This window comes from Bradyrhizobium sp. NBAIM08 (genome assembly GCF_020193935.1).
Taxonomy (GTDB): domain Bacteria; phylum Pseudomonadota; class Alphaproteobacteria; order Rhizobiales; family Xanthobacteraceae; genus Bradyrhizobium; species Bradyrhizobium yuanmingense.
This window is the reverse complement of the sequence record NZ_JADYVR010000002.1, coordinates 576,889-590,450: the sequence shown is the minus strand read 5'-3', so window position 1 is coordinate 590,450 and position 13,562 is coordinate 576,889. Positions and strand designations below refer to the sequence as shown.

The window sequence follows — 13,562 nt, the reverse complement described above, 5'->3', positions numbered from 1 at the left end:
AGTTTCATTGATGCATGAAAGCGGTGGATGATCCGGCTCCGCGGGCGTGAGGCGACACGCGCGCGGATCGAAAATGGTCTATGACAGTTTTGTGACAGCCCTTGCGGGCCTGACCATTTTCCAACCGGTAGTTTGTCCCCATGATGCGATGGTTTCGTGCGTTCCTGCCCAGGGAAGAGCGGTTCTTCGACCTGTTCGACCGCCATGCCCAGACCGTGATCCAGGGCGCGGTCGCGCTCCAGGGCATGCTTAACGGGGGCGAGGAGACGCCGGTCTATTGCCAGCGCGTCAACCAGTTCGAGAACGACGCCGACAATATCACCCGCGAGGTGCTGACGGCGGTGCGCCGCACCTTCATCACCCCGTTCGACCGCGGCGACATCAAGAACCTGATCACGTCGCTGGATGATGCCATCGACCAGATGCAGCAGACGGCCAAGGCCGTGATGCTGTTCGAGGTGCGCAGTTTCGAGCCGCCGATGCGCGAGATCGGCGGACTCTTGATCGAATGCGCCAATCTGGTCGGCCGTGCGCTGCCGCTGATGCAGGAGATCGGCAAGAACGTCGCCATGCTGACCGCGATCACCGAGGAGCTCGGCAAGCTCGAGGGCCGTGTCGACGATCTCCACGACATCGGCCTGAAGGAGCTGTTCCTCAAGCATCGCGACGGCAATGCGATGGATTTCATCGTCGGGGTCGAGATCTACGACCATCTCGAGAAGGTGGCCGACCGTTTCGATGACGTCGCCAACGAGATCAACAGCATCGTCATCGAGCAAGTGTAGGGCAGGGCCGCCGTGGATGCTGCGTTGGCTTTTCCCGTCCTGGTCGGCTTGATCGCCGTCGCTCTGCTGTTCGACTTCCTGAACGGCCTGCACGACGCCGCCAATTCGATCGCGACCATCGTCTCGACCCGAGTGCTGCGGCCGCAATTCGCGGTGTTTTGGGCCGCGTTCTTCAATTTCATCGCGTTCCTGGTGTTCGGGCTGCACGTCGCCCAGACCATCGGCACCGGCATCATCGATCCCGCGGTCGTCGACGCCGAGGTGATCTTCGCAGCCCTCGTCGGCGCCATCGTCTGGAACCTCGTGACCTGGGCGCTCGGCATTCCATCGTCGTCGTCGCACGCGCTGATCGGCGGGCTCGTCGGCGGCGGCTTGGCCAAGGCCGGTATTTCGGCCGCGGTGTGGAGCGGCCTGTCCAAGACCGTGCTGGCGATCGTGCTGTCGCCGCTGGTTGGCTTCCTGCTCGCAATGGCGCTGGTTGCGATCGTGTCCTGGGCCTCGGTGCGCTCGACGCCGTTCGCGGTCGACCGCGCCTTCCGCATCCTGCAATTCGTCTCCGCTTCGCTCTATTCGCTCGGCCATGGCGGCAACGACGCGCAGAAGACCATGGGCATCATCGCGGTGTTGCTCTATTCGCAGGGCCATCTCGGCAGCGAGTTCTCGGTGCCGTTCTGGGTGGTGCTGTCGTGCCAGGCGGCGATGGCGCTGGGCACGCTGATGGGCGGCTGGCGCATCGTCCGCACCATGGGCCTGCGCATCACGAAATTGACCCCGATGCAGGGCTTTTGCGCCGAGACCGGGGGCGCGGTGACTCTGTTCATGGCGACCTACCTCGGGGTTCCTGTCTCGACCACCCACACCATCACCGGCGCCATCGTCGGCGTCGGCGCCGCCCGCCGCGTCTCGGCCGTGCGTTGGAACGTCGCAAGCTCCATCGTCTATGCCTGGGTGATCACGATCCCGGCCTCAGGCATCGTGGCCGCGCTGACCTGGTGGGTGGTCCAGCTCGTCAAGTGACGAGCTTCAGTCCGATGATGCCGGCGACGATCAGGCCGATGCTGGCGAGGCGGAAGGCCGTCGCCGGCTCGCCGAACAGAACCATGCCGAGCGTCGCGGTGCCGACCGCGCCGATGCCGGTCCAGACCGCATAGGCGGTTCCGACGGGCAGGGATTTGAGCGCAAATCCGAGCAGGATGACGCTGCCGGCCATGGCCGCGAGCGTGACCGCGGACGGGACAAGCTTGCTAAAGCCCTCGGTGTATTTCAGGCCGATGGCCCAGGTGATCTCGAGGAGACCGGCGACGAACAGGATGCTCCAGGCCATGACGACCCTCCATTCAAGGCAGGGTCGTCCCCGCGGCTGGTGTGCTGATGGGCAGGGAGGTCGTCCTCCCAAAAGGGGGATATGGGGCTGGCCGGAAACCTTCGCAATCACCAAATGAGGCTTGATCAGGCCCGTTTTCCCTGCCACACGCTCCCGCCATGTCCGACATCGCCGCCACCACAGCCGAATCGCCGGCCCGTTCCCCGCTTGCCGCCGAGGTGGCGAGGCGGCGGACCTTTGCGATCATCTCCCACCCCGACGCCGGCAAGACCACGCTGACCGAAAAGCTGCTGCTGTTCGGCGGCGCCATCAACCTCGCCGGCCAGGTCAAGGCCAAGGGCGAGCGGCGAAACACGCGATCCGACTGGATGAAGATCGAGCGCGAACGCGGCATCTCGGTGGTGACCTCGGTGATGACCTTCGAGTTCGAAGGCCTCGTCTTCAACCTGCTGGACACGCCGGGCCACGAGGACTTTTCGGAAGATACCTATCGCACGCTGACGGCGGTCGATTCCGCCGTGATGGTGATCGACGCGGCCAAGGGTATCGAGGCGCGCACCCGAAAGCTGTTCGAGGTGTGCCGTCTGCGCGACATCCCGATCATCACCTTCATCAACAAGATGGACCGCGAGAGCCGCGACGTGTTCGAGCTGCTCGACGAGATCGAGAAGACGCTGGCGCTCGACACCACGCCGATGACCTGGCCGGTCGGCCGCGGCCGCGACTTCCTCGGCACCTATGACGTCGTCAATGGCGGCGTGCGCCTGCTCGAAGGCGGCGGCGCCAAGACCGGCGCGGCGCTCGAGATCGAGATCGAAGAGCTCGCCAAGCTCAACGCCAATCTCGACGTCTCCGCCGTGAAGGACGAGCTCGAGCTCGTCACCGAGGCGTCGAAGCCGTTCGAGCTGGACGCGTTCCGCGAGGGACATCTGACGCCGGTCTATTTCGGCAGCGCGCTGCGCAATTTCGGCGTCGGCGACCTCCTGGAGGGCCTCGGCAAGTTCGCGCCCGAGCCGCGCGCGCAGGACAGCGACCAGCGCAAGGTCGAGGCCACCGATCCCAGGATGAGCGCCTTCGTGTTCAAGATCCAAGCCAACATGGACCCCAACCACCGCGACCGCATCGCGTTTGCGCGCCTGTGCTCGGGCAAGCTCAGCCGCGGCATGAAGGCCAAGCTCGTGCGCACCGGCAAGAGCATGCCGCTGTCGAGCCCGCAATTCTTCTTCGCGCAGGACCGCTCGGTCGCGGACGAAGCCTTCGCCGGCGACGTCGTCGGCATTCCCAACCACGGCACGCTGCGCATCGGCGATACGCTGACCGAGGGCGAGGATTTCAACTTCGTCGGCGTGCCGAGCTTCGCGCCGGAAATCGTCCGCCGTGTCCGTCTCACCGACGCGATGAAGGCGAAGAAGCTGAAGGAAGCGCTGCAGCAGATGTCGGAAGAGGGCGTGGTGCAGGTATTCCGCCCTCGCGACGGCGCCCCGGCGCTGGTCGGCGTGGTCGGCGCGCTGCAGCTCGATGTGCTCAAGGCCCGGCTCGAGGCGGAATATTCGCTACCGGTCGAGTTCGAGGTCAGCGAGTTCCAGCTGGCGCGCTGGGTCTCCTCGGAGGACCGCAAGAAGCTCGACAGCTTCATCGCCGCCAATAATTCGAGCATTGCCGACGACGTCGACGGCGATCCCGTCTATCTCGCCCGGAACGAGTTCTACCTCGGCTACACCAAGGAGCGTGCCGAGGGTATCGAGTTTAGCAACGTCAAGGACGTCAAGAAAAAGGGGTAATGTTTCCCAGACGTTCTCCGTGATGCAGGACGGCAACGCATAGCGAGGTCGACGGTCATGAGGCGGCGCGAATTCATCATGCTCGCTGCAGGCGCGGCGGCCTATCCGCTGAGCACATCCGCGCAGGGGAATGTGCGGCGGATCGGTGTGTTGGCGGGAGGTAGGGCGAGCGATCCGGAGAGCCAGGCCGGCTACCAGAAACTGAGACAGCGTCTGGGTGAACTCGGTTGGGAACAGGGGCGCAACATCCATATCGAGTATCGCTGGTGGGCCGGCGATCCGAATGTCGCCGATGCTCAAGCGGCTGAGCTCGTGAAGTGGGGGCCGGATGTGCTTCTGGCAATCGGCACTCCCTCTGTGGAAGCCCTGAGGCGACGCGCGCCGACCTTGCCGATCATCTTCACGGTCGTTGCCGATCCCGTGGGTGCCGGTTTCGTCCAAAGTCTGGGCAAGCCGGGCGGAAATATCACGGGCTTCACGACTTTCGAGCCTGAAATGGCCGGCAAGTGGCTGCAACTGCTCAAGCAGGCGGCACCCGCGATACGGAGGGTTGCCGCAATCTTCAATCCGCGAACGGCGCCCATGATCTTGATGCCGTCCGTGCAGGCGGCCATTCCGGCAGTCCAGCTCCAGCTCGTTCCGGCGCCGGCGCACAACGCCGCCGAGCTCGAACAGGCGATCTCCCGCTTTGCAGAGCAGCCAGACGGCGGGCTGCTGATCTTTCCCGACGCATTTCCACTCGTTCATCGGCAATTGATTCTGAACTTGGCGGCCGCGCATCGTCTGCCGGCGTTGTATCCGTTCCCGTCCTTCGTCACGGACGGCGGGCTGATGTCTTACGGAGTCTCAATTACGCAGCTCGTCGGTCGCTCGGCGGATTATGTCGACCGCGTCTTGAGAGGAACCCGTCCCGCAGACTTGCCAGTCCAACAACCGAATGAATTCCAGTTCCTGCTCAATCTCAAGACAGCCAATGCGTTGGGGCTGAATTTACCGCTCACGCTGGTGGCGCAAGCGGATCAGATTGTCGAGTGAAGCGAACCATCGCGGCCAGCCTTGAACCTTTCATAGCCGTCGCCACCTGTTGCAAATGCCATTGCGGTCCCGGTACATGTGGCGCTGCATTCTTGTTCTTGCCTTGCTGGCAATGACCTCGATCGCCGCCGACGCGCAGCGACGCCAGATCAATCCGATTCCGTTCGCGCACGAGCCTTGCAGCGTGCTCGACGGCGAGCCCTGTACGCCATCCTATTGCAGCCCGCTCGAGCCCGGCCCCTGTATTCCCGAGATCGACTACCCTTACGGCCAGAACCTCCAGCTCACGATCGAGAGCGTGCCTGCCGAGGCCGACCGCGCCAAATACCGGAAGCCCGATCACGATCTCGACACGATCGGCGACCTCTTCGCCGCGCTGCGCAGCTGCTGGTCGCCGCCATCGGACCATGCGCGCGCAGGCATGCAGATGTCGGTGCGCTTCAGCTTCAACAAGACCGGCGGCCTGATCGGCCCGCCGCGCCTCACATACGCGACTGCGGGCGTGCCGGCGGACACCCGGACGACCTATCTGAATGCCATCAATGCATCGCTGAAGGCCTGTCTGCCGCTGAAATTGACCAGCGGGCTCGGCGGGGCGTTGGCCGGGCGGCCCATCGCGATCCGTTATGTCGACAATCGGGAGCTCGGCAAATAGCGCGCGAGTTGCGAGCATCGGCCGATCGATGATACCTCAGTGGCGGGGGCTGCTTTGCGGGGAGGATGTCGTGGGTCTGCTGGTCATGATCCTGGGGCTTGTGCTGTTTTTTGCATCCCATATTTTCACAACCAGACGGAAGGCGCGCGCGCAGGCGATCGCGAGGCTGGGCGAGGGGACCTACAAGCTCCTCTATTCGGCGGTCTCACTGGCGGGGCTGGCGTTGATCATCTGGGGCTATGCCCACTACCGCAGCTCCGGCTGGATCGACGTCTGGTATCCGCCGAAGGCGATGAAGCACATCGCGTTGGCCTTGATGCTGCCTGCAGTCATCCTCGTGGTAGCGTCCTACATGCGTGGCCGCATCTATGCGACGTTGAAGCATCCGATGCTGGCTGGCATCAAGCTGTGGGCCGCGGCGCATCTGCTCGCCAATGGCGATCTCGGCTCCATAATCCTGTTCGGCTCGTTCCTCGCCTGGGCGGTCTATGACCGCATCTCGCTGAAAGCTCGCACCGACGCCGGTGCCCCGCCGATTCCGGTCGGCGGCCCCACCAACGATCTGATCGCGGTCGCGGTAGGCGTGGTCGCCTATCTGGCCCTGGCCTTCGCCTTCCATCCGGTGGTGATCGGTGTGCCCGTGATCGGGGTCTAGCCGATCGGCGCAAGACGGGGCTCGCCTGACCGTGCGGGGAAGATAACGAGAGCAACAAGCCGAGGGCATCCCATGGACTGGTCGCAATCTCAGATCCCGCCGATGCGGCTCGAGTCGCGTTTTGGCGAGCGGGTGGTGCCGGCATTTTGCGATCGGCCATCGAGCCTCTGGGCGATGATCGCGGAGGCGCGCGGCCGCAATGCCGATGGCGAAGCCTTGATCTGCGGCAATGTCCGGCTGAGCTGGCGGCAGGCAGCGGAGCAGGCGGCGCGGATCGCTGCGGGATTGCGTAAGCTCGGATTGCAGCGCGGCGATCGCCTCGCCATCCTGCTCGGCAACCGCATAGAGTTTCCGCTGCTGCTGTTTGCCGCGGCACATGAGGGGCTGGCGACCGTGCTGCTCAGCACGCGCCAGCAGAAGCCGGAGATCGCCTATGTGCTCGCCGATTGCGGCGCGAAGATCCTGATCCACGAGGCCTCGCTCGGCGAGCGACTGCCCGACGCAAAGGACGTGCCCGGTGTGATCCATCGCATTGCCATCGATGACGATGCCGCGCGGTCGAGCTTCTCTTCGCTCGCCGAAAACGCTCCGGCATCGGCACCGATCGAGGTGAGCGAAGAGGACACCGCGATGATCCTTTACACCTCCGGCACCACGGGCAAGCCGAAGGGCGCGATGCTGGCCCATTGCAACATCGTCCATTCCTCGATGGTGTTCGTATCCTGCCTGCAATTGACGGAAGCCGATCGCTCGATCGCAGCGGTGCCGCTCGGCCATGTCACCGGCGTCGTCGCCAACATTACGACCATGATCCGCTGCGGCGGGACGCTGATCATCATGCCCGAGTTCAAGGCCGCCGATTACCTCAAGCTCGCCTCGCGCGAGCGCGTCACCTACACGGTGATGGTGCCGGCGATGTACAATCTCTGCCTGCTCCAGCCCGATTTCGACGGCTATGATCTCTCGAGCTGGCGCATCGGCGGTTTCGGCGGCGCGCCGATGCCGGTCGCCACCATCGAGAAGCTCAAGGCGAAGATTCCTGGCCTGAAGCTGATGAACTGCTACGGCGCGACCGAGACGACCTCGCCCTCGACCATCATGCCGGGCGAGCTGACCGAGCGCCATATCGACAGCGTCGGTCTGCCGTGTCCCGGCGCGCGCATCGCTGTGATGGGCCCGGACGGGCGCGAGCTGCCTCCCGGCGAGATCGGCGAGCTCTGGATCCAGAGCGCCTCCGTGATCAAGGGCTACTGGAATAACCCGAAGGCCACCGCCGAAAGCTTCACGGGCGGATTCTGGCATTCCGGCGATCTCGGCTCGGTCGATGCGGAAGGCTTCGTTCGCGTGTTCGACCGGCAGAAGGACATGATCAATCGCGGCGGCCTGAAGATCTATTCGGCCGAGGTCGAATCCGTGCTGGCCGGCCATCCCGCCGTGGTCGAGAGCGCGATCATTGCCAGGCCTTGCCCGGTGCTGGGCGAGCGCGTCCATGCCGTGGTGGTGACGCGACAGCCGGTGACCGATACGGACCTGCGCGCCTGGTGCGCCGAGCGCCTGTCCGACTACAAGGTTCCCGAAACCATGGCGATCACGGCAGACCCGCTGCCACGCAACGCCAACGGCAAGGTGCTGAAGCGCCAGCTGCGGGAGCTGCTGGGAGCTTGAGCCCGGCAGGGGCATCCGGGATGTCCCGGGTGGTTAACGCCTTGATCGGGCTCGCTTTGCCTTGCCACCGCCATATCGTTAGGCTACCTCGCCGCCACACGGGGACGGGATTCCTGCCGCGAACGCTTTGGCGCGCGCACCCGGACGGGCATGGGATTGGCATAAGTGTCTGAATTATTTGACGAAGTCAACGAGGAAGTACGTCGCGAACAGTTCAAGAAGCTGTGGGACAAGTATTCGATCTACTTCATCGCGCTGATGGTGCTGATCGTCGCCGGCGCCGGTGGCTGGCAGGGTTATAGGTACCTGGAGGCCCAGAAGGCCGCCGCGGCCGGCGCCGCTTTCGAGAAGGCCGCCGAGCTGTCCGAGCAGGGCAAGCACGAGGACGCCGAGAAAGCCTTCACCGAGCTCGCCGCCAAGGCGCCGTCCGGCTATCGCACCCTGGCGCGGCTGCGTGCTGCGGCCGAGGCCGCGAGCCGCGATCCCAAGGCGGCCGCGAAGATGTATGACGACATCGCCGCCGACCGCAGCATTGGCGGCGAGTGGCAGGATCTGGCCAAGATCCGCGCCGCGGGGCTCCTGCTCGACAGCGCAGGTTATGCCGACATCCAGCAGCGGCTGGAAGCTTCCGCCGCGCCGAAATCGACCTTCCGCCACACCGCCCGCGAGATGCTGGCGCTGTCGGCCTGGCGTAACAACGACATGACTGCAGCCCGCAAATGGCTCGAGGCGATTGACGGAGACGGCGAAACGCCGCCCGGCCTGCGCTCTCGCGCCGAGGCGCTCCAGGCTTTGTTGCCGCCCGTCGCCAAAAGCTGACGACGGTTCTCTGACGTAACGAGACACCAAGATGCGCCGCACGCCACGCTTGATCGCAGCCGCCGTCCTGATCGCCTTCACCGGCGTCCTGGGCGGCTGCTCCAGCTTCGATCCGAGCGATCTGCTCGACTTCCTCGACACCAAGAAGAAGCTGCCGGGCGACCGCAAGCCGGTCTTCCCCGAGGGTGTGCCGGGGCTCGAGCAGGGCGTGCCGAGGGATCTCTACAAAGGCGCACAGCAGCAGCAGCCCGACCCGAACGCACCTGCCGTCGCGGCCCTGCCTGCGGAGCCGGAGCCGGCCAAGCCGGCAAAGGGGGCCAAGGCAAAGAATACCAAGCAGTCCGCCGCGCCGGCCGAAGCACCCGTCGGCGAGGTCGACGGCGAGGCGCAGCCGGAGGCAGCGCCGGCGACGTCCGCTCCGCCGCCCAAGCACAAGATCGTCCGCAGGCGCACCACCGCGCCGCCGCCAGATCAGCCGGCCCAGCAGGCGCAGCCGACCAAGCCCCCGCAGCAGCAATCGCAGAGCGCCTTCCCGGCACCGCTGCCGAGCGGCAGCTTCTCGCGCTGATATTTCCCATTGCATTGACAGGCGCAGCCCCGGCAGCGCACGAATGACCGATGTCCTTCACGATCGCCATCATCGGCCGGCCCAATGTCGGCAAGTCGACGCTGTTCAACCGCCTGGTTGGGCAGAAGCTCGCGCTGGTCGATGACCTGCCGGGCGTCACCCGCGACCGCCGCGAAGGCGAGGCCAGGCTCGGTGATCTCCGCTTCACCATCATCGATACCGCCGGCCTCGACGAGGGCGCCAAGGGCTCGCTGACCGCGCGTATGCAGGAGCAGACCGAGACCGCGATCGCGCAGGCCGACGCGCTGTTCTTCGTGATCGATGCCCGCATCGGCCTGACGCCGACCGATCGCGCCTTCGCCGATTTCGCCCGCAAGGCCGACAAGCCGGTGCTGCTCATCGCCAACAAGAGCGAGGGCAAGCACGGCGATGCCGGCGCGATGGAAGCGTTCGCGCTCGGCCTCGGCGATCCCATCCAGATCTCGGCCGAGCACGGCGAGGGCATGGGCGAGCTTTACGACGCGCTCGCGAGGCTAATGCCCGAACCCGTCGAGGAAGACGACGATGAGGACGACGCGCCGATCTCGGAGGAAGAGGCCGCGACGCGCCCGATCCGGGTCGCGATCGTCGGCCGGCCGAATGCCGGCAAGTCGACGCTGATCAACCATCTGCTCGGCGAGGAGCGCCTGCTGACGAGCCCCGAGGCCGGCACCACGCGCGATTCCATCGCGGTCGAGATCAACTGGAAGGGCCGCGATTTCCGCGTCTTCGACACCGCGGGCCTGCGCCGGCGCTCGCGCATCGAGGAGAAGCTGGAAAAGCTGTCGGTTGCGGATGCACTGCGCGCGGTGCGCTTTGCCGAGGTCGTCGTGCTGATGATGGATTCGCAGATCCGCTTCGAGGAGCAGGACCTGCGCATCGCCGACCTGATCGAGCGCGAGGGACGTGCGGTCGTGCTCGCCGTCAACAAATGGGATCTGATGGAGACCAAGGGCGGCGGCGCGATCTCCGGCCTGCGCCGCGATGCCGATCATTGGCTGCCGCAGCTCAAGGGTGTGCCCATCGTCGCCGTCTCGGGCTTGATGGGCGAGGGCATCGATCGCCTGATGCAGGCGATCCAGGACGCCTATGCGATCTGGAACAGGCGCGTGCCGACCTCGGCGCTCAATCGCTGGTTCGAGCAGGCGATCCAGGCCAACCCGCCGCCGGCGGTCTCCGGCCGCAGGCTGAAGCTGAACTACATCACGCAGACCAAGGCCCGGCCGCCGAGCTTCGTGCTGTTCTGCTCGCGCGCGGACGCCGTGCCGCAATCCTACTTGCGCTATCTCACCAATTCCATGCGCGAGACCTTCGAGCTGCCGGGCACGCCGGTGCGCATCACGCTGCGCGAGAAGGCCAATCCCTTCGCGCACAAGCGCAAGCGGCCATCGTGAGCGACGGTGCCGGCGAGGCGGTGGTGCAGGACGCAGCGCCGGCCCGCCGCGGCGCGGTCGCCTTCATCTTCGTCACCATCCTGCTCGACATGGTCGCGCTCGGCGTGATCATGCCGGTCCTGCCGAAGCTGATCGAAAGCTTCGTCGACAACGACACCGCACATGCCGCGCGCATCTTCGGCCTGTTCGGCACCGCCTGGGCCTTGATGCAGTTCGTGTTCTCGCCGGTGCTTGGTGCGCTGTCCGATCGTTTCGGACGCCGGCCGGTGGTGCTGCTGTCGAATTTCGGGCTCGCAGCCGATTACGTCTTGATGGCGCTGGCGCCGTCGCTTGTGTGGCTGTTCATCGGCCGCGTGATCTCCGGCATCACCTCGGCGAGCATCTCGACCGCCTTCGCCTATATCGCCGACATCACGCCGTCGGAACGGCGTGCGGCGGTCTTCGGCCGGATCGGCGCGGCCTTCGGCGCCGGCTTCATCTTGGGGCCAGCGCTCGGCGGCCTGCTCGGCGATATCGATCCGCGCCTGCCGTTCTGGGCCGCGGCGGCCCTGAGCTTCGCCAACGCGCTCTATGGCCTGTTCGTGCTGCCGGAGTCGCTTGCGCCCGACAAGCGCGCGCCGCTGCGCTGGCGCAGCGCCAGTCCGCTCGGAGCGCTGCATCTGCTGCGGTCCGACGCGCTGCTTGCCGCGTTGTCGATCGTCAACTTCATCGCGCAGGTCGCCCACGTCGTGCTGCCCTCGACCTTCGTGCTCTACGCGACCTATCGCTACGGCTGGGATGCCAAGACGGTGGGCTTGACGCTCGCCATGGTCGGCATCTGCGCCATGGTGGTGCAGGGCTTTGCGATCGGCCCCATCGTGCATGCGCTCGGCGAGCGCAACGCGCTCCTGCTCGGCCTCTGCTGCGGCGCGGTCGGATTCGTGGTCCTCGGCGCTGCGCCGACCGGACCGCTATCGTGGCTCGGGATTCCCATTCTGGCGCTGTGGGGCATCTCCGGTGCCGCCTCGCAAGCGCTGATGACGCGGCTCGTCGCGCCGGATCAGCAGGGCCAGCTGCAGGGCGCAACCGCGAGCGTGCAGAGCGTGTCGCAGCTCGTCGGCCCGTTCCTGTTCACGCTGACATTTTCCTATTTCATCGGCGCCAGCGCGCCGCTGCATCTGCCCGGCGCCCCGTTCCTGCTCGCCGCGGTGCTGATGGTGGTGTGCGTTGCGATCGCGGTGCGGTCGCTGGGTGCGACCAGGACAGTCTCGTAGGGTGGGTTAGCCTCGCGGTTCGCGCGAAGCGCAAACCGCGAGGCGTAACCCACCTCTTTCATTTCCGCGGAGGCGGAAGAGGTGGGTTACGCCAGCGGACTGCGCTTTGCGCAGCCGCATGCTAACCCACCCTACGATCCTACTTCTTCACCAGCGGGCAGTCGCTGTCCTTGAGCGGCTTGGCCGCATCTTCCGGCGCGATGGTGGCGACCAGCTTGTAATAGTCCCACGGCCCCTTCGACTCCTCGGGCTTCTTCACCTCGAACAGATAGGCGGGGATAAGGCGGCGTCCGTCCTGGCGCAGCGGGCCCTTGCCGAACAGCGGATCGTCGGTCGGCAGCTCCTTCATCTTGGCGACGACCTTGGCGCCGTCACGCGGATTGCTGCCGAGCGCTTCCATCGCCTTCAGGTAATGCAGGATCTCGGCGTAGAGGCCCGCAACCGTCATCGAGGGCATCGAGCCCTTGGGCGAGACCTTCTGGAAACGCTTCGACCATTCGCGGGTCTGGTCGTTGAGGTCCCAGTAGAACGACTCGGTGAAGGTCAGGCCCTGCGCGGTCTTCAGGCCGAGCGAGTGCACGTCGTTGATGAACAGCAGCAGCGCGGCGAGCTTCTGGCCGCCCTGGACGATGCCGAACTCGGCGGCCTGCTTGATCGCGTTGGTGGTGTCGCCGCCCGCATTGGCAAGGCCGATGATCTTGGCCTTGGAGGACTGCGCTTGCAGCAGGAAGGAGGAGAAGTCGGCCGTGTTCAGCGGATGCTTGACGCCGCCGAGCACCTTGCCGCCGGTCGCCGTGACGACCGCGCCGGTATCACGCTCCAGCGCATGGCCGAAGGCATAATCCGCGGTGAGGAAGAACCAGCTGTCGCCGCCCGCCTTGGTCAGCGCCTTGCCGGTGCCGTTGGCGAGCATGTAGGTGTCGTAGGTGAAGGACACGGTGTTGGGCGTGCAGGCCTTGCCGGTGAGGTCGGCGGTGGCCGCACCCGAATTGAGCAGCACCGCATTCTTTTCCTTGACGAGGTTGCTCACCGCGAGCGCGACGCCGGAGCTCGGCGTGTCGGCGATGGCGTCGACCTTGTCGGCGTCGATCCATTGCCGGGCGATGTTGACGCCGATGTCGGGCTTGTTCTGGTGATCGCCGGAGAGCACCTCGATGGTCCAGCCCTTGGCCTTCAGGCCGGAATCCTCGACCGCCATCTTCACTGCCGCCACCGAGTTCGGGCCGCCGATGTCGGCATAGAGGCTCGACATGTCGTTGAGCACGCCGATCTTGATGGTCTTGTCTTGCGCGAAGGCGGATGTGGCAAAGCCGAAAGCGGCACAGGCCAGAAGAGCCGCGGCGCGGCGTGCGGGCATCGTCATAAAGGCTTCCTCCATTGTCAAATATGCGGACGGCTCTCTTCGGGAGCCTTGTTCCAATTGACGCTCTACCGTGTCCCATGGCCGACGGCAATGCACCTAAAGCCGGATGACGCTGCGTCGTAGCGTCATCCATCGGTTAACTTTTGGGCAAAATGCGTTGAGACGCTATTTCAGCGCGTTCGATGTCGGCTTGAATTTCTAAATGCGCTTTCCGGTATCGAACTCG

The 13,562-nt window shown here is 65.4% G+C and carries 13 protein-coding genes; 11 read left to right on the top strand and 2 right to left on the bottom strand.

Features of this window, described 5'->3' with window-relative positions; all coding sequences use genetic code 11:
- Window positions 1-140: 140 nt before the first annotated feature.
- Both I6F37_RS08990 and I6F37_RS08985 read left to right on the top strand, forming a co-directional pair.
- Window positions 141-785, top strand: a complete 645-nt coding sequence (locus I6F37_RS08990) for a DUF47 domain-containing protein (RefSeq protein WP_036000836.1) — start codon at window positions 141-143, stop codon at window positions 783-785.
- Between the two features lie 12 nt (window positions 786-797).
- Window positions 798-1,802, top strand: a complete 1,005-nt coding sequence (locus tag I6F37_RS08985) for an inorganic phosphate transporter (RefSeq protein ID WP_225150979.1) — start codon at window positions 798-800, stop codon at window positions 1,800-1,802.
- On the opposite strand, the gene sugE is transcribed toward I6F37_RS08985, so the two are convergent.
- A complete protein-coding gene (gene sugE, locus I6F37_RS08980) occupies window positions 1,795-2,109 on the bottom strand; it encodes a quaternary ammonium compound efflux SMR transporter SugE (RefSeq protein WP_036022660.1) in 315 nt (104 codons plus the stop codon). The genes I6F37_RS08985 and sugE overlap by 8 nt on opposite strands.
- A 158-nt stretch (window positions 2,110-2,267) precedes the next feature.
- Here sugE and I6F37_RS08975 point away from each other — a divergent pair, with 158 nt between their 5' ends.
- From I6F37_RS08975 to I6F37_RS08935, 9 genes are all read left to right on the top strand, one after another.
- Window positions 2,268-3,890 carry a peptide chain release factor 3 gene (locus tag I6F37_RS08975; protein ID WP_036034125.1) on the top strand — a complete coding sequence of 541 codons (1,623 nt, stop codon included), beginning with the start codon at window positions 2,268-2,270 and terminating at the stop codon, window positions 3,888-3,890.
- A gap of 57 nt (window positions 3,891-3,947) precedes the next feature.
- On the top strand, window positions 3,948-4,925 hold the full coding sequence (locus I6F37_RS08970) for an ABC transporter substrate-binding protein (protein WP_225150977.1): 978 nt from the start codon (window positions 3,948-3,950) through the stop codon (window positions 4,923-4,925).
- A gap of 76 nt (window positions 4,926-5,001) precedes the next feature.
- Window positions 5,002-5,580, top strand: coding sequence for a hypothetical protein (locus I6F37_RS08965; RefSeq protein ID WP_036022667.1), 579 nt, complete (start codon window positions 5,002-5,004; stop codon window positions 5,578-5,580).
- Between the two features lie 70 nt (window positions 5,581-5,650).
- The gene (locus I6F37_RS08960) at window positions 5,651-6,235 is read left to right on the top strand and encodes an NnrU family protein (protein ID WP_057028945.1); all 585 of its coding nucleotides are present in this window, start codon (window positions 5,651-5,653) and stop codon (window positions 6,233-6,235) included.
- Between the two features lie 72 nt (window positions 6,236-6,307).
- Window positions 6,308-7,900: a class I adenylate-forming enzyme family protein gene (locus I6F37_RS08955; RefSeq protein ID WP_225150975.1), complete on the top strand. Its 1,593-nt coding sequence runs from the start codon at window positions 6,308-6,310 to the stop codon at window positions 7,898-7,900.
- 165 nt (window positions 7,901-8,065) lie between these two features.
- Window positions 8,066-8,719 carry a tetratricopeptide repeat protein gene (locus tag I6F37_RS08950; RefSeq protein ID WP_036022675.1) on the top strand — a complete coding sequence of 218 codons (654 nt, stop codon included), beginning with the start codon at window positions 8,066-8,068 and terminating at the stop codon, window positions 8,717-8,719.
- A 31-nt stretch (window positions 8,720-8,750) separates the two neighbouring features.
- Window positions 8,751-9,287: a hypothetical protein gene (locus I6F37_RS08945; protein ID WP_036022676.1), complete on the top strand. Its 537-nt coding sequence runs from the start codon at window positions 8,751-8,753 to the stop codon at window positions 9,285-9,287.
- Between the two features lie 50 nt (window positions 9,288-9,337).
- Window positions 9,338-10,720 (top strand): ribosome biogenesis GTPase Der, encoded by a 1,383-nt coding sequence (der, locus tag I6F37_RS08940; RefSeq protein WP_225150973.1) that lies wholly within the window; start codon window positions 9,338-9,340, stop codon window positions 10,718-10,720.
- Complete coding sequence (locus tag I6F37_RS08935) at window positions 10,717-11,973, top strand: TCR/Tet family MFS transporter (protein WP_225150971.1); 1,257 nt, start codon at window positions 10,717-10,719, stop codon at window positions 11,971-11,973. The genes der and I6F37_RS08935 overlap by 4 nt, the downstream gene beginning before the upstream one ends.
- 139 nt (window positions 11,974-12,112) lie before the next feature.
- On the opposite strand, the gene I6F37_RS08930 is transcribed toward I6F37_RS08935, so the two are convergent.
- Window positions 12,113-13,330, bottom strand: coding sequence for an ABC transporter substrate-binding protein (locus I6F37_RS08930; RefSeq protein WP_050991666.1), 1,218 nt, complete (start codon window positions 13,328-13,330; stop codon window positions 12,113-12,115).
- Window positions 13,331-13,562: the final 232 nt, after the last annotated feature.

Coding starts and splice junctions, on each gene's coding strand:
- I6F37_RS08955 (WP_225150975.1), top strand. CDS start 6,308: ATGGACTGGTCGCAATCTCAGATCCCGCCGATGCGGCTCGAGTCGCGT.
- sugE (WP_036022660.1), bottom strand. CDS start 2,109: ATGGCCTGGAGCATCCTGTTCGTCGCCGGTCTCCTCGAGATCACCTGG.
- I6F37_RS08930 (WP_050991666.1), bottom strand. CDS start 13,330: ATGCCCGCACGCCGCGCCGCGGCTCTTCTGGCCTGTGCCGCTTTCGGC.
- I6F37_RS08965 (WP_036022667.1), top strand. CDS start 5,002: ATGTGGCGCTGCATTCTTGTTCTTGCCTTGCTGGCAATGACCTCGATC.
- I6F37_RS08990 (WP_036000836.1), top strand. CDS start 141: ATGATGCGATGGTTTCGTGCGTTCCTGCCCAGGGAAGAGCGGTTCTTC.
- I6F37_RS08970 (WP_225150977.1), top strand. CDS start 3,948: ATGAGGCGGCGCGAATTCATCATGCTCGCTGCAGGCGCGGCGGCCTAT.
- I6F37_RS08945 (WP_036022676.1), top strand. CDS start 8,751: ATGCGCCGCACGCCACGCTTGATCGCAGCCGCCGTCCTGATCGCCTTC.
- I6F37_RS08975 (WP_036034125.1), top strand. CDS start 2,268: ATGTCCGACATCGCCGCCACCACAGCCGAATCGCCGGCCCGTTCCCCG.
- der (WP_225150973.1), top strand. CDS start 9,338: ATGTCCTTCACGATCGCCATCATCGGCCGGCCCAATGTCGGCAAGTCG.